Raw genomic sequence first — 19,445 nt, 5'->3', positions numbered from 1 at the left:
GTCACCTCAATAAAGAACACCGCATGCCCTTTACGCCGCTGCACGTGCAGGTAAGTTGTGCAACACAAAATTAGGGGAATGTCGTGGCCGACACCGAGCACAAAGTTACACCGATGATGGCGCAATATCTGGAAATCAAATCCAGACACCGCGATGCTTTGCTGTTTTATCGAATGGGCGACTTTTACGAGCTGTTCTTTGATGACGCAGTTGCCGCATCGGCGGCCCTCGACATCGCTCTGACCAAACGCGGCAAACACGAGGGCGATGACATCCCGATGTGCGGTGTCCCCGTTCATGCCGCCGAGGGATATTTGCTCACCCTGATCCGAAAAGGATTTCGCGTAGGCGTTTGCGAACAGCTCGAAAGCCCCGTAGAGGCAAAAAAGCGCGGTGCAAAGTCCGTGGTAAAGCGCGATGTCGTGCGCCTCGTCACCCCCGGTACATTGACCGAAGAAAGCCTTTTGGATGCCCGCCGCCATAACTTTCTCGTGGCTTTCGCGGAAATTCGTGATGAGGGCGCATTGGCTTGGGTCGACATCTCAACAGGTGAGTTTCATGTGATGCCCTGCCCGCTCATACGGCTTGCGCCCGAACTCGCCCGCCTCAACCCGTCTGAAATCTTGCTATCAGAAGCATTTGAGGTGAATTGGGCCGACTTGGTTCCTGATTTTGCCGATTGCGTCACGCCGTTGTCGCGCGCGTCCTTTGATAGCACATCCGCGCAAAAACGTCTTACCGACCTGTTCAAGGTCGCCTCACTAGATGCTTTTGGTGGGTTTTCCCTAAGCGAAGTATCGGCGATGGGCGCAGTGATTGACTACTTGGAAATCACACAAAAAGGCAAACTGCCCCTCATCCGCCCCCCCGCCAAGGAACTCGCACGCGGGAATATGCAAATTGACGGCGCGACTCGTCGCAACCTAGAAATCACGCGATCACTATCAGGTGGGCGTGATGGATCTTTGGTCAGTGTGATGGACCGAACAGTCACCGCTGCGGGTGGCCGCTTGTTGGAAAGACGCCTGTCTAGCCCCTCTTGCGACGTCGCCGTGATCAATCACCGCCTCGATGCCGTAAACTTTGCAGCAGACAATCGCGCTATCACCAACACTCTGCGTGACGCGTTGCGCAACGTGCCAGACATTGAACGCGCGTTGTCGCGTATTGGCCTCGATCGTGGCGGTCCGCGTGACCTCGCAGCGATCCGCAATGGGCTCACCGAGGCCGAAGTTATTTCAAACGCCCTACCTCCAGAGAATATTCCGACCCTAATCCACCAGAACATGACGTTTTTGACTGGGCACACAGACCTCATTGACCTGCTCGATGCGGCTCTTGTGGCCGAGCCGCCTCTATTGGCACGAGATGGCGGGTATATCGCAGCAGGGTATCACGAAGAGCTCGAAGAGTGCCGAAAGCTGCGAGACGAAGGCCGCGGAGTCATCGCGTCCCTTCAATCCGAATATGCAAATGCTACGGGCATTCAAGCGTTAAAGATAAAACACAACAACGTGCTCGGTTATTTCATTGAAACCACAGCAACTCACGCTGAGAAAATGTTGTCGCCTCCCCTCAATGAAACCTTTATCCATCGCCAAACCACCGCTAACCAAGTCCGGTTCACGACACTTGAACTGTCCGAACTTGAAACCAAAATCCACAATGCCGGTGGTCGGGCTCTCGAAATTGAGAAGCATCTGTTCTCGGGCCTATGCTCTCGCATTCTCGAACACGCGCCACAGATCACAGACACCTCGCGCGCGCTATCCGAAATTGACCTCGCTACGTCTCTAGCCGACCTCGCCACCTCTGAGAATTGGGTACGTCCTGTGGTGGATTCGGGTCGAAAGCTGGACATTCAGAGTGGTCGCCACCCTGTTGTAGAACGCGCCCTGCGCAAACAAGGCGGGGATACATTTGTCGCCAACAATTGCGACCTGTCTGATGGTCGTGATGGCGCAGCTATCTGGCTTCTCACCGGCCCAAACATGTCTGGTAAATCGACATTCCTGCGCCAAAACGCTCTGATTGCGCTGATTGCACAGATGGGATCCTACGTCCCTGCGGCAGCTGCACACATAGGGATCGTATCGCAACTATTTTCACGTGTGGGTGCATCGGACGATCTGGCCCGTGGTCGTTCGACTTTCATGGTCGAAATGGTGGAAACCGCCGCCATCCTTAACCAAGCGGATGATCGGGCTCTCGTAATTCTAGATGAAATTGGACGTGGAACCGCAACCTATGATGGTCTCTCCATCGCATGGGCGACACTTGAACACCTGCACGATTCCAACCAATGCCGCGCCCTGTTTGCGACGCACTACCACGAGATGACCGCGCTTTCCGAAAAGCTCGACGGCGCGGTCAATGCGACAGTGTCGGTGAAGGAATGGGATGGAGACGTCATCTTTCTGCACGAAGTCCTCAAAGGCAAAGCAGATCGGTCCTACGGTGTTCAGGTTGCGCGTTTAGCGGGCCTACCAACATCGGTCGTGGAACGCGCCAAGATTGTGCTTGCAGCACTCGAAAGCGGTGAAGCAGAAAATGCTAAGAACCCTAAAGCAATCATCGATGATCTCCCGCTTTTCGCCGCATCACCTGCTCCGCAAAAAGCGCCAACACCAAAAGGTCCATCAGAGGTCGACGAAAAACTCGCCGGAATTTCTCCCGACGAGTTGTCGCCCCGTGAGGCGCTTCAATTGCTATATGAGCTTAAGTCACTCGCAGACACTTAGCCGGGTGTGGATGACACACCAACCTGTGCGGGCCGCAGCAAACGATCATGGATCATGAAGCCGACATTCATAATCTGAATAATGTCGCCTGATTTCGTTGCTGGCACAGCTGCCTCAAACATGGCTTCGTGCATGTTAGGATCGAACTTTTCACCAATCTCTGGAGAAATCACTTCGATTCCGTGACGACCGAACACAGACAAAAGTTCGCGCATGGTCAGCTCGATCCCTTCGATCAATGCGGCCTGCGCCGCCCGCTGCTCTTCAGTAATCACATCTACTGCACGCTTGAGGTTATCGAAAACGGGCAGCATATCGCGTGCCAACTTTGATCCACCATAGTTTTCTGCTTCGCGCCGATCACGATCAGCGCGTTTGCGCATATTCTCGGTCTCAGCCATAGAGCGCATAAACCGATCTCGGAACTCGTCACGCTCGGCACGTGCTGTTTCAAGTTCATCCGCTCGCGCGTCAAACTCTTCTTCCATTTCATCAATATCAATCTGATCCTCGGATTCGAGGTTATCATCGTCGAAGTTTAGGTCTTTCGGGTCAGTCATCTCTTACCTTTCACACCTTGTTGGACAGCATGCGTCCGACAAGTTGGGCCGTATAGTCGACAATCGGAACGATCCGCCCGTAGTTCAAGCGAGTCGGCCCAATCACGCCAACAGCACCGATTATCTTTCGATCAGCGTTCATATAAGGAGAAACCACCAAAGAGGAACCCGAAAGCGAAAAAAGTTTATTTTCAGAACCAATAAAAATGCGCACACCTTCGCCGTCTTCGGTCAACTCGAGAAATTCGGCTATATCTCGCTTCTTTTCGAGATCATCAAACAGGGTGCGAATACGATCCAAATCGGCGGCCTCAGAGCTTTGACTCAAAAGGTGAGATCGCCCCCGAACAATTAAACGCTCATAATGCGCGCCATCACCCTCCCAAAACGCGTCCCCATTCTCGATAAGATCAGCAGCCAAACTATCAAGCTCTCGACGCCGCGTTTTGATTTCGCGCTCAACCGTCACTTTTAGCTCGGACAGCGTTTTACCTTCGATCAGAGAATTGAGAAAATTGGCTGCCTCACGCAATGAGGACGGGGTCTGACCAACAGGGGGCGTAAAGACCCGGTTCTCTACCTGACCATCAGCAAACACCAAAACGACCAAGGCGCGATCTGGTGCAAGGCTCACAAATTCTACATGCTTTAAAGGAGCTTCATGTTTGGGCGTCAAAACGAGACTGGCGCCTTGCGTCAAACCAGAAAGTGCAGACCCAACACGATCAAGCATGCCGGTGACATCGTTTCCATCATCACGAACTGTATGATGCATCTTTTCACGCACGTCGTCCGTGACGGTACCAACCTCCAAAAGACCGTCAACAAACATCCGTAGACCCAAGTGGGTGGGGATCCGTCCCGCAGAGACGTGTGGGCTATCCAAAAGGCCCAAATACTCAAGATCCTGCATAACATTGCGAATGGTCGCCGCAGACACCTTTTCGCTCATTGAGCGGGTCAATGTTCGCGATCCCACTGGCCCTCCGCTATCAAGATAGCCCTCGACAACCCGGCGAAACACTTCGCGGGAACGGTCGTTCATTTCAGAAATGACATTGGAGCGCTCGATCATCCGGATACCGTTTTCCACATTCACTGCCATTAAAAGGGTTAGACGCTTAGCGTCAATGAGGGTTGCGCCAATTGCGTTGCCTATCTTATGTGGGGGCAACCAAACAAAAAGGAATGATCATGCGACCTTCTGGACGAAAGCTTGATGAAATGCGTTCGATTTCTATCGAAACAGGCGTAACCAAACACGCTGAGGGTTCGTGCATGATCCGATGCGGCGATACGCATGTCCTGTGTACTGCGACCCTAGAGCCACGCGTCCCGCCATTTATGCGCAATTCAGGCCAAGGCTGGGTAACAGCAGAATATGGTATGCTGCCGCGCTCCACATCGTCGCGCATGCGCCGCGAAGCCACCGCCGGCAAACAAGGTGGACGTACTATCGAAATTCAACGCCTCATTGGCCGCTCGTTGCGCGCTGGCGTTGATCGCGTCGCCCTTGGTGAGCGTCAGATCACAGTCGATTGTGATGTCATTCAGGCCGATGGAGGAACGCGTTGCGCCGCCATCACCGGTGGTTGGGTTGCTCTTAGGCTTGCAGTCAATAAGTTGATCAAAGCAGGGGACATTACGACTGACCCGCTCATCTCTAACGTTGCTGCAATCTCATGCGGTATCTACGCAGGTCAGCCCGTTCTCGACCTCGACTACCCCGAAGATTCCGAAGCGGGTGTTGATGGGAATTTCATCATGCTAGCCAACGGCCAAATGGTCGAAACGCAGATGAGTGCCGAAGGATCAACATATTCACGTGCGCAGCTTAGCGAACTCCTCGACCTTGCTGATAAGGGTATCTCGGAATTGGTAGCCGCTCAGAATGCGGCCATTTCCGGATGAGACTGTTCGACGGTGATAAGCTTGTACTCGCCTCACACAACGCGGGCAAATTGCGTGAGATAGGGGCACTCCTCGCGCCGTTTGGCGTCGAAGTCATATCTGCAGGCGATCTAGGGTTCGATGAGCCTGAAGAAACCGAAGATACTTTTGCAGGTAATGCTCGAATAAAGGCACACTACGCCGCCCAAAAGTCAGGGCTTCCAGCGTTATCCGATGATAGCGGGATTATGGTCGATGCACTTGACGGCGCACCGGGCGTTTATACTGCCGACTGGGCAGAAACGGCAAATGGCCGTGACTTTCCTATGGCGATGGAAAAAGTCTGGAACTTGCTGGACGCTAAAAATGCGCCATCGCCGCGAGTGGCTAGATTTTGCTGCACATTTTGCCTCGCGTGGCCTGACGGACATGACGAAGTGTTCGAAGGTACGGTAGAGGGGCATCTGGAATGGCCAATGCGTGGCGATCTAGGGTTTGGGTTTGATCCAATCTTTGTTCCAAATGGTGAAACGCAAACTTTCGCAGAAATGGACCCATCCAAAAAACACGCTATGAGCCACCGATCGGACGCATTTTCAAAATTTGTAAAGGGGCCCTTTTCGGGGCGGGCATAGAACCTCATGGAAGATTGGCAAAATGGCGGGTTCGGGATCTATTTTCACTGGCCGTTCTGTCAGTCCAAATGTCCCTATTGCGACTTTAATTCTCACGTTTCTGGATCTGTGGACCAAGATGCATGGAGAGATGCTTACCTCTCCGAAATTGACCGCGTAGCAGCCGAAACATCTGGACGGCTGGTCCAGTCAATTTACTTCGGCGGTGGAACCCCATCGCTCATGGCCCCATCTCTGGTTGCGAAAATTCTGGACCGTGTGCGGCTTCGATGGTCACTAACAAATGATGTTGAAATCACACTGGAGGCAAACCCCTCATCCGTTGAAATTGCAAAGTTTAGAGATTTTCGCTCAGCCGGTGTAAATCGCGTCTCACTTGGCGTTCAATCACTGCGCGATGACGATCTTCGCATGCTCGGTCGCATGCATTCAGTGTCCGAGGCAAAGACCGCGATAGACGTCGCGCAGTCGGTCTTTGAGCGCACCTCATTTGACCTTATTTATGCGCGACAAAACCAAGACTTAATGGCATGGGAAGCCGAATTGGCTGAGGGTATTGCCTTAGCCAATGGGCACCTCTCACTGTACCAACTCACGATCGAACAGGGCACCGCCTTTGGTGATAGATACAATGCAGGCAAGCTGCGCGGCCTACCTGATGATGATCTAGGGGCGGATATGTATTTCCTAACTCAAGACATGGCCGCAGCTGCGGGGTTACCTGCGTATGAAGTGTCTAATCACGCCAAACCGGGTCTAGAAAGCCGACATAATCAAATCTATTGGCGATACGGCGATTACGCTGGCATTGGCCCAGGCGCTCACAGTCGTCTCACCATCAACACTCAGAAACGCGCTATTGATACCCCTCTGGGACCAACGCAATGGCTCGATCAAGTGGCGCAGGTTGGGCACGGTGAAAAAACTAGACTGACCCTCTCTGCAACCGAACAGGCAACGGAGTATCTTATGATGGGGCTACGCATTAACGACGGGGTTTCACTTGCCCGCATTAAGAGCCTGCATGATGATATATTTTCACATAAAATCAAAAACTTACAGAGTGACGGGCTGCTTGAAGTGAACAACAGCCGCCTTATCGTAACTGACAGTGGGCGACCGTTAATCAATGCAATTGTGAAAGAACTACTGCCCTGAGACTAAACGCCACGCGACAAAATCTGACAAATCGCATCAAGGTCATCAAGGGTCGCATACTCGATGGAAAGGCGGCCTTTTTCACTTCCACTCTGATGCTGAATGTCTACCGGCATTCCAATTGACGAACTGAGATCAGCCTCTAGTGCACGTGTATCAGCGTCTTTTTCGATACTGTTTCGTGACGTTTTAGTTTTCAAAACAAGAGGTTCTTTGCTTTTTTTCGCTAACTTTTCAGTGTCGCGCACCGAAAGCCCTCGCTTAACCACATCCCGCGCCAGCTCTGATGGATTTGCTGACGTGATTAGTGCCCGAGCGTGGCCAGCCGTTAGATCGCCCCGCTCCAGAAGCCCCTGAACATCGGTTGGGAGCTGCAATAGGCGCATCATATTGGCAATGTGGCTACGACTCTTCCCCAAAGCACTGGAAAGTTGTTCCTGAGTATGGCCGAATTTCTCCATTAACTGCGCATACCCTACAGCTTCTTCAATCGAATTAAGATCTGCGCGTTGGATATTCTCAATAATTGCAATTTCAAGAACTTCTGTGTCGTTGTACTCACGCAAAATAACGGGAACTTCATGAAGCTTGGCCATCTGTGAGGCACGCCAGCGGCGCTCACCAGCGACAATTTCATAGTCGCCAGCGCGACGAGGATTAGCGCGGACAATTAGAGGTTGGATAACGCCCTTTTCAGCGATTGAATCTGATAGTTCTTTCAACTTATCTTCGTCAAAACGGCGGCGCGGCTGTTCCGGATTGGGTGCAACACGCTCAATCGGAACGATCATATCTAGCTTTTTGGGTGCATCCGACAAAGCGTTAGCGTCAGAAACATCTGTTCCTTGATTTACATCCGCCATAAGCGAGGAAAGTCCCCGACCCAAACCACGCTTTTTCATATTTCCAGTGTTCTGTGTCATGATTGACCTCTCTTGCCCACAAACTCTTTTGCCAACGAGCGATATGCTACACTCCCTTTAGACGTTGGATCGTAACTTAAAACCGACAAAGCGTAGGATGGCGCCTCACTAATTCTGACATTTCGCGGAATAACCGTTTTAAAAACAAGCTCACCCAAGTTTTCCCGAGCATCCGCTTCAACTTGCTTTGAAAGGTTATTTCGTTGGTCATACATTGTTAGGACAATACCAGCAATGCGAAGGTGCGGATTAGCGCTCTGTCGAACCTCGCGGACCGTCATAATCAGCTGCGTCAAACCTTCCAAAGCGAAAAACTCACTTTGAAGAGGCACAAGGACGGAATCAGACGCGACCATAGCGTTAACGGTCAGAAGGCTCAAAGATGGTGGGCAATCGATCAAAATATAGTCAAGCTCGTATGGATCTAGTGTACGCTGCCGCAACGCGTCGCGAAGCAAAAAACTCCGCTTTTCATTGGAAATCATCTCAATGTCTGCAGAACTTAAATCGGCATTTGCGGGAACAACCCACAAGCCTTTCGTATCTGTTGACTGGATCGTCTCACGGACATCGACGTCCCCCAACAACAGATCATATGTTGTGAGGTCGCGGGCAGACGGATCAACACCGAATCCAGTCGACGCATTTCCCTGAGGGTCAAGGTCGACGACTAAAACACGGCACCCCTGCTCGACCAGTGCCGCGGCGAGGTTTATCGTTGTTGTCGTCTTGCCGACCCCACCCTTTTGGTTCGCAATAGCTACTATTTCTGGGCCTTTTGGCCGAGTTGGGTCACCCACGAACAATATCTCCAACTTTAATAATTACGGCGTTTTCATCCGTCACACTCGGATATTCGACATGTGAAAAAGCCCAGCTTTTCTTAGCCTCTTCAAGTTCTGCGCGAAAACTTGCGCCCTTAGGGAAAATTGCAGATCCGCCGTCAGCAAGATGTCGAACTGAAAACTCCAAAAGATTTTTTAGAGATGAAAGCGCCCGCGCCGTCAAAATATTGGCGGACTGAGGTGTCGCGTTTTCAACCCGTTCAGACAAAACCTGTGCCTTAACATCAACTTCTCTCAATACTGTCCGAAGAAATGTTGATTTACGTTGATCAGCCTCAATCAGGGTAAACCTGACTTCGGGCGCCATTTCCGCAGCAATGATTGCACAAACGACCCCTGGAAACCCACCTCCCGACCCCAAGTCAACCCAATGGCCATTCAGATTATCAACACTTTTAAAAACTTGCGCTGAATCCAGAAAATGCCTCGACCACGTGTGGTCGAGCGTACCCTTTGAAACTAGGTTTATTACTGGATTCCACTTTTTCAATAGTGAATCGTAGTGCTCCAGTCGCTGAAGTGTTTCACGTGAAACATTTAGATCAATCAGAGAGAAATCATTCATACTACGGCGCCCTTGCTTTTTTGCAGCTGTCGTATTCTCGCCAAAATCAAGGTTGCTGCGGCGGGTGTCATTCCCTCTATCCGTAAAGCTTGCGCAATTGTTTGAGGCAACGTGTTGCTCAACTTAAATCGTAGCTCGTTCGACAGACCAACCATATCAGCGTATTCAAAATCATCTGGGATTATCTGCGCCTCATCTCTCTTCAACGAAAGCACATCTCTTTTTTGTCGCGTAATATACGTTTCATATAATGCATTGCGTTCAATCTGGACCTGTGTTTCCATTGCTATGTCACCGACACTTGGCGTCATATTGATAATGTTTGCAAATGACACATTGGGAAACGCAAGAACTTCATAGGCGGTACGTCGAGATCCGTCTGCGCTCGCGGTTATCCCACCAAGTCGCAGCTGGTTAGGTGTATACGTGACAGCCTCCAATCGTGACTTTGCGCTATTCAACGATTCCATCTTCAAAAAGTAGCTCTTTGCTCTGCGATCACCAACAACACCCACATCAATTCCCATTTGCGTAAGGCGTTGATCTGCATTATCCGCTCTTAACGACAACCTAAACTCGGCTCTCGACGTAAACATCCGGTACGGCTCAGTCACACCGCGCGTCACAAGGTCGTCCACCATCACACCAATATAGCTATCGGTCCGCGAAAAAATTTGCTCTTCCAACGCCATAGATCGTCGCGCCGCGTTTATTCCTGCGAGTAAGCCTTGTGCAGCGGCTTCTTCGTAGCCGGTCGTTCCGTTTATCTGCCCAGCCAAATATAAGTTTTGGACATCCTTAACCTCTAAAGTCATTTTCAACGCTCGAGGATCGACATAATCATACTCTATTGCATATCCAGGTTGGGTAATTTCTACACTTTCCAAACCATAAATGGACCGTACATACGCCTCCTGAACATCTATCGGAAGAGATGTCGAAATACCATTAGGATATACGGTGTCAACGCTAAGCCCCTCGGGTTCAAGGAAAATTTGATGCGATGTTTTATCAGAAAACCGAACAACTTTATCCTCAATGGACGGACAATACCGAGGACCTACTCCCTCTATGTTCCCGCCATACATCGCAGATAGATGTAGATTGTCGCGAATAATGTCATGGGTTTTTTGATTTGTATGGGTAATACCGCAAGAAATTTGCTGCACTTCAGGTTTGCAATTAAGGAACGAAAATACCACCGGATCATCGTCGCCCGGCTGACTTTCTAGTGCGTCCCAATTTATTGACTTCCCGTTTAACCGTGGTGGTGTTCCAGTTTTGAGCCGACCCATTGGAAGCCCAAACCCGTAAAGCCGCTTTGCTAAATCAACCGACGGACGATCGCCCATACGGCCGCCATATCGTTGCTCATTACCAATATGAATTGTTCCATTGAGAAATGTACCCGTTGTAAGAATCACAGCACCACATGATAGCATCGCCCCATCTTGAAGACTTACGCCAGTAACGGCATCTCCAACCATATTCAGGTCGACCACCTCACCCACAACAATCGACAGATTAGGTGTATTTGTTAACTCGGAAAACATTGCCGCTTGATACAAAAGACGATCAGCCTGTGCGCGCGGACCCTGTACAGCAGGTCCTTTTTTGCGGTTTAACAACCGGTACTGAATTCCAGCACGATCTGCGATTCGCCCCATAACGCCGTCCAAAGCGTCAACTTCGCGAACCAAATGGCCCTTACCGAGCCCACCAATTGCAGGGTTACACGACATAACGCCAATGTTCTCAATCTTAAGCGTCACAAGCGCCGTCCGTGCGCCCATTCGCGCAGCTGCTGCGGCCGCATCGCAACCGGCGTGACCACCCCCAACCACAATGACGTCAAAGTCCAAATGTTTCACGTGAAACACTCCAATAATTTCTACCTATTTGCCGATACAGAAACTAGAAAAAATCTCGCCTAACACCGCTTCAACGTCAATGCGACCGACCAAGCAATCAAGGTCATATATAGCGGAGCGCAAGAACTCTGCAGCTATCTCGGTTCGATCACTAACGAGTACTATCTCACTTTGCGCCGATTCCAAAGACGCAACTGCTAACTCCATCGCTATTCTATGGCGTTCGCGAGTTGCGAGTGCAGCGCCAGCGGTACGTTCAGAGAGAACCGATGAAACATGAGCAACAAGACGACTAACACCATGACCGCTTTGACCGGAAATAGATAGCTCTCCGAACTCTCCATTGTCGTCCTTGCCAACAAGAACCAAATCTCCAGACTCCGGCAAAATATCGGCCTCTGATTCGTGATTTTGGACTAAAATCACACGCAAATCTGCCTGATTAGCGCGGGCGCGAGCGCGCTCAATTCCAATACTTTCGACCACATCATCCGTATCCCGAAGTCCAGCAGTATCGAGAATAGTGACCGGTAAACCATCGAGCTCCATACGGACTTCGATCACATCGCGCGTTGTACCAGCAACTTCAGACGTAATTGCTGCATCACGTCCCGCCAAAGCATTCAAAAGCGTGGATTTACCAATATTAGGCGGCCCAACGATAGCGACCTCAAATCCCTCACGAATTCTCTCAGAAATCTTAAATCCAGATATCTCCCGTTTAAGATCACTTATAACACCTGCCAAAAGATCTAAAACTTCAGGCGATACATCAACGGGAACTTCTTCGTCGGCAAAATCAATAGTTGCTTCAATCAGTGCAGCCGCACGTATCAACGACTTGCGCCAAACATCAACACTTTTTCCGATTGCACCTGAGAAAACGCGCATCGCTTGCTTACGCTGTGCTTCTGTCTCTGAGCTTATGAGGTCTGCAAGTCCCTCAACCTGAGTCAAATCAAGCCGATCGTTTTCAAGAGCTCTTCTCGTAAATTCGCCCGCCTCTGCGTGACGTAACCCTTTGATTAAACTTAATTCAAACAACACGGACTTTACGATTGCAATTGAACCATGCAAATGAAGTTCGGCACTTTGTTCACCTGTGAAAGATGCACCGTGCGAGAAACATATAACGAGCGCCTCATCTAGAACTTCACCGTGCGAATCCTTCAAAACACGCAACGAAGTTAACCGCAGTGTTGGTACAGAACCACACAACGATTTAACAGCACTAAAGGCGAGTGGTCCAGAAATCCGGACCACAGACACGCCCGCTTTTCCTCGTGCGGTTGCTTCTGCATAAATCGTATCCATGAGACTAACTCATTGATATTAGTTTATTAAGCATTCATCGAATCGAAGAATTCGCCGTTTGATTTCGTCTGCTTCAGTTTGGAAATCATAAACTCAATCGCATCAGTTGTACCCATTGGGTTCAAAATACGACGCAAAACGTACATTTTCTGCAAATCTTTAGACTCGACAAGCAATTCTTCCTTACGTGTCCCAGACTTAAGAATATCCATCGCAGGGAACACTCGTTTGTCCGCAACTTTACGATCCAGAACGATCTCGGAGTTGCCAGTTCCTTTGAATTCCTCAAAGATAACTTCGTCCATCCGCGAGCCAGTGTCGATGAGAGCGGTCGCAATGATCGTAAGAGATCCACCCTCTTCGATGTTCCGTGCCGCACCAAAGAAGCGCTTGGGCCGCTGTAGGGCGTTCGCATCAACACCGCCGGTCAGAACCTTACCCGAGGATGGAACAACAGTGTTGTAAGCTCGTCCAAGGCGCGTGATCGAGTCGAGCAAAATCACAACATCGCGTTTATGCTCAACTAGGCGTTTTGCCTTCTCGATCACCATCTCACACACAGCCACGTGACGCGATGCCGGTTCGTCAAACGTCGATGAAATAACCTCGCCCTTAACGGAGCGTTGCATGTCGGTCACCTCTTCAGGACGTTCATCGATTAGTAGAACGATCAGGTAACACTCAGGATGGTTACGCCCAATTGAAGTGGCAATATTTTGAAGCAGAACAGTTTTACCGGTCCGTGGCGGTGCAACAATTAACGAGCGCTGACCCTTACCAATAGGCGCGACGAGGTCGATAATCCGCGCAGAACGATCCTTAATTGTTGGATCTTCTATCTCCATCGTAAGCCGCTCATCCGGATACAATGGCGTCAAGTTATCGAAGTTAATCTTGTGCTTAGCCTTCTCTGGCTCTTCAAAATTAATTTTTGTGACCTTGGTCATCGCAAAGTAACGTTCATTGTCACCGGGCGCTTTTATGACGCCGTCAACGGTATCACCCGTGCGCATACCCCACTGTCGGATCACTTCCGGTGATAGGTAAATATCATCTGGCCCGGGTAGGTAGTTTGCTTCTGGCGACCGCAAGAATCCAAACCCATCCTGCAACACCTCTAAAACGCCATCTCCGGATATCTCCCACCCATCCTCAGCTCTCTCTTTGAGGATGGAGAACATCATGTCGCCTTTGCGCATCGTCGATGCGTTTTCAATCTCCAACTCTTCGGCCATTGATAGGAGATCTTTAGGACTCTGAGCTTTGAGATCGGCAAGATTTAATGTTTCAGTGGTCATAAAAATTCCTATGGAACGCCATCGAGGGCGAACACGGTCGTGCATGTAAGAGAAATATCCCGTGAATAACCGAATGGCTGGGATTTTATCGTGTTTAGGATTTCCGATGCAAGGAGTCAATAATTCAAACGGACACACGTCCTCAAAACGGCTTTGCGATAATCATAAATACGATTATCAACATCAAAACTGTGGGGACCTCGTTCATCAAACGGTACTGTCGACCCGAAAGCCTGTTGTTTCCGCTGACAAAGTCCATTCGTCTTTTGTCACACCAAAAGTGGAAAAAAGTCATACCGATTACGCCAAATGCTTTGATCCATGACCATGCCGATCCCCAATCAACGACCCCGGGTGTGAAAACGAGACATATTCCAAACAACCACGATGACATCATCGCTGGTCGCATGATTACGCGAAACAGCTTCATTTCCATATCTTGAAACAACTGATCCGTTGGGGTTCCAAGTGCGACACTTTCCGTGTGCCGTACAAATAATCTTGGCAAATAGAACAGACCAGCCATCCATGAAATGACTGACACAACATGTAATGATTTGGTCCATGGATATAAATTAGCGAGTAAATCCGACATATAAGTACCTCTCGTTGTCTCTTACCTATTAAAATAAAGAAAAGAAAAAAAGAGATGAAGTATATGTAGGGCCTGTGGATAATGTGGATTAGTAGGTTTTCCACAGATTTACCCCTTATAAATGGGTCTATGGCGTCAAAGTGTTTAAGTGTGTGGAAAAAGGTGTTAACCTCTTTAAAACCATGACTATAAATTCTCTGATAGCTTATTTTCGCTGTGGATAACTGGGTATAAATCGTCCGAAACGCCGATTGTACACGAGCACTAATTGTTAGAACTCCACAAGGATAAGGAGCGCCAGTTTTTGGGATAAGGCGGGGGTTTTCCACTGCTCACATAATCAGATAACTGTGCCTCGACTTAACGACAGCTTAACACAGGAAATATCCACAGGATGATCAACATGCCCGAACGCATCATATTGGCGTCAGGTTCGCCAATCAGGCGTCAGCTTTTGGAAAATGCCGGTCTTACCTTTGACGTAGAAATCGCACGTCTTGATGAAGACTTGATTAAAACATCTCTTATTGCCGAAGGTGTGTACCCGAGGGATATCGCTGATGCATTGGCAGAAGGAAAAGCACGCAAAATATCGTTGAAGCACCCTGATGCTATGGTGATCGGATGTGACCAGGTAATCTCGTTCAAGGGTCAGTTAATATCAAAAAGCACGTCTTCCGATGATGCCAAACGTCTCTTGGAACAACTTCAAGGTGAGCGACACCGCCTTTTGTCTGCTGTTGTGATCTACGAGGGTGGCGAACCCAAATGGCGACATATTGGCGAGGTAAAGATGACAATGCGCGGCCTATCCGCGCAATACCTTAGCGAATACATTGATCGAAATTGGCACAGCGTGTGCGATGCCGTAGGGTGTTACAAGCTTGAGGAGGAGGGTGTGCGGCTATTTTCGTCCATCGAAGGCGACTACTTTAACGTTTTGGGCCTGCCGTTGATCCCTCTTTTGACATACCTTACCGATAGAAAGATAATAGCGATATGAGTGAAAAAATCCCATTGGTTGCCGTCCTCGGCTCACCTATCGCGCATTCCAAATCTCCACAGCTTCACGGCTATTGGTTAAAGCGATACGGCATTCGCGGACACTATATCCCCGTGGACGTGTCCCAAAGTGATCTAAAAGACGTGTTACGGCACATGCCGAAAATGGGATTTGTTGGTGCGAACGTCACAATACCGCACAAAGAAGCTGTTTTGGCGCTTGCAGATGTGGTGACTGATCGCGCGGCTCTAATCGGAGCTGCGAACACACTTATCTTTATGCCTGATGGCAAATTGTATGCCGATAACACGGACGGATATGGCTTCATCGAAAACCTGCGCGCAAATGCGTCATGGGATCCTGAGCGCGGGCCAGCAGCGGTGTTTGGAGCGGGTGGTGCGGCAAGGGCAGTCATCTCATCGCTTATTGAGGTAGGAGCGCCTGAAATCCGTCTCGCAAATAGAACGAGAAATCGCAGCGAAGCGTTGCGCGAAGAATTTGGTGCAAAACTCCAGATCGTTGATTGGGTACAAGCGGGGAATATGCTCGATGGCGCAATGACAGTCGTTAATACCACATCTTTGGGAATGATAGGCAAGCCGGAGTTCAAAGTTCCGCTAGACGCACTAGAATCGAGCGCGGTTGTGACCGATCTGGTTTACACACCACTACAAACAGCATTGTTGGCCACAGCCAAAGAAATCGGATGTCAAACCGTAGATGGGCTTGGAATGCTTTTGTACCAAGCCGTGCCCGGATTTGAGCGTTGGTTCGGGCATCGTCCTGACGTTGATGATGAAACGCGCCGCGTCATCCTTAATCAATGAAAAAGCGACCGTTCATTATCGGACTCACCGGATCAATTGCGATGGGGAAAAGCACCACAGCGCATTTTTTCAGGGATGCTGGAATACCAGTCTGGGACGCAGATGCGGCTGTGAGGCGGCTTTACGCATTGGGCGGCAAGGCCGTAGCACCTATTCAAAAAGTGTTTCCAAGCGCTGTCGAGAATAATGAGGTCTCCAAAGAAAAATTGAAAAGTATCATTTCCGAAAACCCAGCCGCATTGAGCCAACTAGAGGCAATTGTGCACCCGCTTGTCGCCGCTGATCGTGCAGATTTTATAGCGAATACTGAGGCGCCGATTGTCCTAGTGGATATCCCTCTCCTTTTTGAAACGGGCGCGGACGCCGAGGTCGATTGTGTTGTGGTTGTTTCAACAGATGCGCAGACTCAGCAAAATAGGGCCTTGGCTCGAGATGGAATGACGCGTTCTCATTTTGACGCAATACTAGCGAAACAACTTCCCGATGAGCAAAAGCGCGAGCGAGCGGACTATGTTATAGAAACCCACGATTTTGAGTCTGCGCGTCAGCAGGCACGCGATGTTGTGACTAAAATTGGAGATGGGCTTATACATGCGTGAGATTGTTCTGGATACCGAGACCACAGGATTTGATCCACACCGTGGAGACAGGTTGGTTGAAATCGGTGCGATTGAATTGCTGAACCACATGCCGACAGGTCGCACGTATCATCAATATATCTTCCCAGAGCGCGACATGCCCGATGGCGCATTCGGCGTGCACGGCATTGGTCCGGATCTATTGGTTCCGCCTCGCCCCCCCAAGGCAGGCGAAGTCATTCTAAAAGATAAACCGCTATTCAAAGCGATCGCCAAAGACTTTTTGGATTTTATAGGCAATTCAAAACTGGTCATTCACAATGCTGCGTTTGATATGAAGTTCCTCAATGCTGAATTGAAAACTCATGGGTTCCCCAGCCTACCGTGGGAACAGGCAATTGATACACTCGCCATAGCGCGCAAAAAGTTCCCAGGATCACCTGCCACTCTTGACGCCTTATGTCGCCGTTTTAGCATAGATAATTCATCGCGAACACTGCACGGTGCACTGCTTGACTCTGAAATTCTCGCTGAGGTTTATTTGGAATTAATCGGGGGTAGGCAGCCTGATCTGGTCCTTGCGCCGGTTGGATCGTCAGTTAAGTCTTCGGAAAATGACAGTGCTGAAGAGACTTGGCGACCCATCCGCAGGCCCGTTCCGCTCCATGCATGCATCACGGACGAAGAAGCCGCCGCCCATACTGCCTTTGTAGACAAATTGGGCGACGGCGCGTTGTGGAAGAAATTCAACTGAATCGTACTTAGTTTGGTTTCGCTTGTGCCTGCGCTTCGGCACGACGCGCCATGTCTTGGCGGTACAGCTGAACGAAATCAATGTTGTCTAGGTTGAGCGGTGGGAACCCGCCGTCACGTGTGATGTCGTGCACAATACGGCGCACGAATGGGAAAAGCATACGTGGGCATTCGATCATCAAGAACGGGTGCATCTGCTCTTCTGGCACGTTCTCAATATGGAATACGCCCGCATAATCGAGTTCCAGAATGAATAGCGTTGTTGCGCCATCTTCTGTCTTGCTCTCGACCTTTACCTTGGTTGCGACTTCGAACTGATGGTCTGCTTCGCGCTTTTTCGCGTCAAGAGCGACTTGAACGGAAATGTTCGGGCGACCTTCGGCTTTGAGGCCTTTTTGCGCTAGAATATTCTCGAACGACATGTCGCGCGTGAATTGCCCCAAAATTTGCATTTTTACGGGTTCGGCTTGTGCGGCAGGTTCTGCTGCTGCTGTTTCTACGTCATCTGCCATGATCTAAATCCTCAGAAATTTATACTTCGCGGTCTTGTATCAGCTTGCAACAAGCGCCTCAATGGCGAGTCCATCCCGAATGACCTTGTGTATCATCCTCTTTGATCTCGATCTCTTCAAACTTGCCATCAATGGTTTGGCCGTCGCGCGATGCGTTATCGGCTGAGCTACTAGAATGCGGGCTGCCTGCAAACCCAGAGGCGTGAACCGAGCCGCCCATTTTGAAATTCTGAACTTTGACGCGCTTGCGCAGTTCAGCGAGGATCACCGCGCGTACCGAAGGAATAAGGAGTGCAAATCCAATAGCGTCCGTGAAAAAGCCGGGGGTAAGCAAAAGCGCGCCAGAGAACAAAATCATTGCGCCGTTTGCAAGCGGCTCGGTCGGGTCACTAAGGTTTGAAAACGAACCTCGCAGTTGCAATAACGTGGCCGCGCCTTGTTGTCGCACTAAGGTTGTTCCTAAGATGGCAGTGATAATCACGATCAAAAGTGTCGGCCAAAGCCCGATAAGTCCCCCTATTTGAATGAACAAGGCGATCTCAATGATCGGAACAGCGATGAATAACACTAAAAGCAACATGAGTTTGCCTCTCTTTCTTGACTGTCCACTGGTGGACTTGGCCTATGTCCCACCCTACATAGTAAGGGAAGGCGGCATTTTCCATGCCGTGTGAGCTGTGAGGACCAAATGAGCCAATCTATCCTGTCCCTTCTGGTGCTTGCCGGAATCGCTATTTTTCTTATTTTGCGTTTGCGCAACGTTCTCGGAACGCGTGAGGGCTTTGAGAAACCACGCACTGAATTGGATGATGTCGCTCCTGCGACACGTGAAAAGCAAAAATTCGAAGTTATCGAAGGTGGTGTTGATCGCGATATCACCGACAATGTCGCCGAAGGATCGCGGGCAGCCCATGAATTGGCCGCGATGAAGCGTGTAGAGCCATCCTTTAATGTCACGGAATTCTTGAGTGGTGCAGGCGGCGCCTATGAGATGATTCTGATGGCGTTCGAGCACAGCGATTTGAATAGTGTCCGCGATTTTCTTGCGGGTGAGGTTTATGACGCGTTTGATAGCGTTGTTCAGTCCCGCGAAGAACAGGGCTTACAGATAAAAGCCCAATTTGTCGGATTGCGTGAACTACAATTGATTGATGCTGATTTTGACAAGTCGTCTAATGAGGGCGAGGTCAAAATCCGCTTTGTTGCCGAATTGATTTCGTCTGTCCATGATGCAAGCGGGAACCTGATTGAGGGCAATCCTACCGAAATCAAACGCCAAAAAGACATTTGGACGTTTGCACGCGAAATGGGAAGCAATGATCCGAATTGGCAGTTGGTTGCAACAGGGGCATGATATTCAGGGGGGTGACATGCGCG

Annotated in this window: 20 protein-coding genes; 9 read left to right on the top strand and 11 right to left on the bottom strand. The window is 49.9% G+C overall.

What is annotated here, in order from left to right; translation table 11 throughout:
- Positions 1-113 precede the first annotated feature (113 nt).
- Positions 114-2,741, top strand: coding sequence for a DNA mismatch repair protein MutS (gene mutS, locus IMCC12053_RS08680; protein WP_062221094.1), 2,628 nt, complete (start codon positions 114-116; stop codon positions 2,739-2,741).
- On the opposite strand, the gene IMCC12053_RS08675 is transcribed toward mutS, so the two are convergent.
- A complete protein-coding gene (locus IMCC12053_RS08675) occupies positions 2,738-3,301 on the bottom strand; it encodes a nucleotide exchange factor GrpE (protein ID WP_062218145.1) in 564 nt (187 codons plus the stop codon). The genes mutS and IMCC12053_RS08675 overlap by 4 nt on opposite strands.
- A gap of 10 nt (positions 3,302-3,311) precedes the next feature.
- Positions 3,312-4,376: a heat-inducible transcriptional repressor HrcA gene (hrcA, locus tag IMCC12053_RS08670; protein ID WP_062221091.1), complete on the bottom strand. Its 1,065-nt coding sequence runs from the start codon at positions 4,374-4,376 to the stop codon at positions 3,312-3,314.
- A 119-nt stretch (positions 4,377-4,495) separates the two neighbouring features.
- Here hrcA and rph point away from each other — a divergent pair, with 119 nt between their 5' ends.
- Genes rph through hemW form a run of 3 tightly spaced genes read left to right on the top strand, consistent with a single transcriptional unit; the run spans position 4,496 to position 6,984 of the window.
- Positions 4,496-5,212 (top strand): ribonuclease PH, encoded by a 717-nt coding sequence (gene rph, locus IMCC12053_RS08665; RefSeq protein ID WP_062221088.1) that lies wholly within the window; start codon positions 4,496-4,498, stop codon positions 5,210-5,212.
- Positions 5,209-5,826, top strand: coding sequence for an RdgB/HAM1 family non-canonical purine NTP pyrophosphatase (rdgB, locus tag IMCC12053_RS08660; RefSeq protein WP_062218142.1), 618 nt, complete (start codon positions 5,209-5,211; stop codon positions 5,824-5,826). Before rph ends, rdgB begins: the two co-directional genes overlap by 4 nt.
- Before the next feature lie 6 nt (positions 5,827-5,832).
- Positions 5,833-6,984 carry a radical SAM family heme chaperone HemW gene (gene hemW, locus IMCC12053_RS08655; protein WP_062218139.1) on the top strand — a complete coding sequence of 384 codons (1,152 nt, stop codon included), beginning with the start codon at positions 5,833-5,835 and terminating at the stop codon, positions 6,982-6,984.
- Between the two features lie 2 nt (positions 6,985-6,986).
- Here the strand turns inward: hemW and IMCC12053_RS08650 are convergent, their stop codons facing one another.
- The 7 genes from IMCC12053_RS08650 to hemJ form a co-directional block, all read right to left on the bottom strand.
- Entirely contained in the window at positions 6,987-7,907 is a 921-nt protein-coding gene (locus IMCC12053_RS08650) for a ParB/RepB/Spo0J family partition protein (RefSeq protein WP_062218135.1), read from the bottom strand.
- A complete protein-coding gene (locus IMCC12053_RS08645; RefSeq protein WP_062218133.1) occupies positions 7,904-8,707 on the bottom strand; it encodes a ParA family protein in 804 nt (267 codons plus the stop codon). Before IMCC12053_RS08645 ends, IMCC12053_RS08650 begins: the two co-directional genes overlap by 4 nt.
- Positions 8,700-9,317, bottom strand: a complete 618-nt coding sequence (rsmG, locus tag IMCC12053_RS08640) for a 16S rRNA (guanine(527)-N(7))-methyltransferase RsmG (RefSeq protein ID WP_062218130.1) — start codon at positions 9,315-9,317, stop codon at positions 8,700-8,702. The genes IMCC12053_RS08645 and rsmG overlap by 8 nt, the downstream gene beginning before the upstream one ends.
- Positions 9,314-11,188, bottom strand: a complete 1,875-nt coding sequence (mnmG, locus tag IMCC12053_RS08635) for a tRNA uridine-5-carboxymethylaminomethyl(34) synthesis enzyme MnmG (protein ID WP_062218127.1) — start codon at positions 11,186-11,188, stop codon at positions 9,314-9,316. The genes rsmG and mnmG overlap by 4 nt, the downstream gene beginning before the upstream one ends.
- A 24-nt stretch (positions 11,189-11,212) precedes the next feature.
- Complete coding sequence (mnmE, locus tag IMCC12053_RS08630; protein WP_062218124.1) at positions 11,213-12,502, bottom strand: tRNA uridine-5-carboxymethylaminomethyl(34) synthesis GTPase MnmE; 1,290 nt, start codon at positions 12,500-12,502, stop codon at positions 11,213-11,215.
- A 26-nt stretch (positions 12,503-12,528) separates the two neighbouring features.
- Positions 12,529-13,800 (bottom strand): transcription termination factor Rho, encoded by a 1,272-nt coding sequence (gene rho / locus IMCC12053_RS08625; RefSeq protein ID WP_062218120.1) that lies wholly within the window; start codon positions 13,798-13,800, stop codon positions 12,529-12,531.
- 142 nt (positions 13,801-13,942) lie between these two features.
- Positions 13,943-14,395, bottom strand: coding sequence for a protoporphyrinogen oxidase HemJ (gene hemJ / locus IMCC12053_RS08620; protein WP_062218116.1), 453 nt, complete (start codon positions 14,393-14,395; stop codon positions 13,943-13,945).
- A gap of 403 nt (positions 14,396-14,798) precedes the next feature.
- On the opposite strand from hemJ, the gene IMCC12053_RS08615 reads away from it, so the two are divergent.
- Genes IMCC12053_RS08615 through dnaQ form a run of 4 tightly spaced genes read left to right on the top strand, consistent with a single transcriptional unit; the run spans position 14,799 to position 17,557 of the window.
- The gene (locus IMCC12053_RS08615; protein ID WP_062221085.1) at positions 14,799-15,398 is read left to right on the top strand and encodes a Maf family nucleotide pyrophosphatase; all 600 of its coding nucleotides are present in this window, start codon (positions 14,799-14,801) and stop codon (positions 15,396-15,398) included.
- Positions 15,395-16,225 (top strand): shikimate dehydrogenase, encoded by an 831-nt coding sequence (locus tag IMCC12053_RS08610; RefSeq protein ID WP_062218112.1) that lies wholly within the window; start codon positions 15,395-15,397, stop codon positions 16,223-16,225. Before IMCC12053_RS08615 ends, IMCC12053_RS08610 begins: the two co-directional genes overlap by 4 nt.
- Positions 16,222-16,824 carry a dephospho-CoA kinase gene (gene coaE / locus IMCC12053_RS08605; protein ID WP_062218109.1) on the top strand — a complete coding sequence of 201 codons (603 nt, stop codon included), beginning with the start codon at positions 16,222-16,224 and terminating at the stop codon, positions 16,822-16,824. The genes IMCC12053_RS08610 and coaE overlap by 4 nt, the downstream gene beginning before the upstream one ends.
- The gene (dnaQ, locus tag IMCC12053_RS08600; protein WP_062218106.1) at positions 16,817-17,557 is read left to right on the top strand and encodes a DNA polymerase III subunit epsilon; all 741 of its coding nucleotides are present in this window, start codon (positions 16,817-16,819) and stop codon (positions 17,555-17,557) included. Before coaE ends, dnaQ begins: the two co-directional genes overlap by 8 nt.
- Before the next feature lie 7 nt (positions 17,558-17,564).
- Here dnaQ and secB read toward each other — a convergent pair whose 3' ends face one another.
- Positions 17,565-18,068, bottom strand: a complete 504-nt coding sequence (secB, locus tag IMCC12053_RS08595; protein WP_062218103.1) for a protein-export chaperone SecB — start codon at positions 18,066-18,068, stop codon at positions 17,565-17,567.
- A gap of 58 nt (positions 18,069-18,126) precedes the next feature.
- Positions 18,127-18,648: an FxsA family protein gene (locus IMCC12053_RS08590; protein ID WP_062218100.1), complete on the bottom strand. Its 522-nt coding sequence runs from the start codon at positions 18,646-18,648 to the stop codon at positions 18,127-18,129.
- A gap of 108 nt (positions 18,649-18,756) precedes the next feature.
- Between IMCC12053_RS08590 and IMCC12053_RS08585 the strand changes: the two genes are divergently transcribed.
- Positions 18,757-19,422, top strand: coding sequence for a Tim44/TimA family putative adaptor protein (locus IMCC12053_RS08585; RefSeq protein WP_062218097.1), 666 nt, complete (start codon positions 18,757-18,759; stop codon positions 19,420-19,422).
- The last annotated feature ends 23 nt before the right edge of the window (positions 19,423-19,445 follow it).

It is taken from the genome of Celeribacter marinus (genome assembly GCF_001308265.1).
Lineage (GTDB): Bacteria > Pseudomonadota > Alphaproteobacteria > Rhodobacterales > Rhodobacteraceae > Celeribacter > Celeribacter marinus.
The sequence above is the reverse complement of the archived record's forward strand: the minus strand, read 5'-3'. Positions and strand labels throughout refer to the sequence as shown.

Excerpts from the sequence above, each read along its gene's own strand:
- mutS (WP_062221094.1), top strand. The coding sequence starts at position 114 with ATGATGGCGCAATATCTGGAAATCAAATCCAGACACCGCGATGCTTTG.
- IMCC12053_RS08675 (WP_062218145.1), bottom strand. The coding sequence starts at position 3,301 with ATGACTGACCCGAAAGACCTAAACTTCGACGATGATAACCTCGAATCC.
- hrcA (WP_062221091.1), bottom strand. The coding sequence starts at position 4,376 with ATGATCGAGCGCTCCAATGTCATTTCTGAAATGAACGACCGTTCCCGC.
- rph (WP_062221088.1), top strand. The coding sequence starts at position 4,496 with ATGCGACCTTCTGGACGAAAGCTTGATGAAATGCGTTCGATTTCTATC.
- rdgB (WP_062218142.1), top strand. The coding sequence starts at position 5,209 with ATGAGACTGTTCGACGGTGATAAGCTTGTACTCGCCTCACACAACGCG.
- hemW (WP_062218139.1), top strand. The coding sequence starts at position 5,833 with ATGGAAGATTGGCAAAATGGCGGGTTCGGGATCTATTTTCACTGGCCG.
- IMCC12053_RS08650 (WP_062218135.1), bottom strand. The coding sequence starts at position 7,907 with ATGACACAGAACACTGGAAATATGAAAAAGCGTGGTTTGGGTCGGGGA.
- rsmG (WP_062218130.1), bottom strand. The coding sequence starts at position 9,317 with ATGAATGATTTCTCTCTGATTGATCTAAATGTTTCACGTGAAACACTT.
- mnmE (WP_062218124.1), bottom strand. The coding sequence starts at position 12,502 with ATGGATACGATTTATGCAGAAGCAACCGCACGAGGAAAAGCGGGCGTG.
- rho (WP_062218120.1), bottom strand. The coding sequence starts at position 13,800 with ATGACCACTGAAACATTAAATCTTGCCGATCTCAAAGCTCAGAGTCCT.
- hemJ (WP_062218116.1), bottom strand. The coding sequence starts at position 14,395 with ATGTCGGATTTACTCGCTAATTTATATCCATGGACCAAATCATTACAT.
- IMCC12053_RS08615 (WP_062221085.1), top strand. The coding sequence starts at position 14,799 with ATGCCCGAACGCATCATATTGGCGTCAGGTTCGCCAATCAGGCGTCAG.
- IMCC12053_RS08610 (WP_062218112.1), top strand. The coding sequence starts at position 15,395 with ATGAGTGAAAAAATCCCATTGGTTGCCGTCCTCGGCTCACCTATCGCG.
- coaE (WP_062218109.1), top strand. The coding sequence starts at position 16,222 with ATGAAAAAGCGACCGTTCATTATCGGACTCACCGGATCAATTGCGATG.
- dnaQ (WP_062218106.1), top strand. The coding sequence starts at position 16,817 with ATGCGTGAGATTGTTCTGGATACCGAGACCACAGGATTTGATCCACAC.
- secB (WP_062218103.1), bottom strand. The coding sequence starts at position 18,068 with ATGGCAGATGACGTAGAAACAGCAGCAGCAGAACCTGCCGCACAAGCC.
- IMCC12053_RS08590 (WP_062218100.1), bottom strand. The coding sequence starts at position 18,648 with ATGTTGCTTTTAGTGTTATTCATCGCTGTTCCGATCATTGAGATCGCC.
- IMCC12053_RS08585 (WP_062218097.1), top strand. The coding sequence starts at position 18,757 with ATGAGCCAATCTATCCTGTCCCTTCTGGTGCTTGCCGGAATCGCTATT.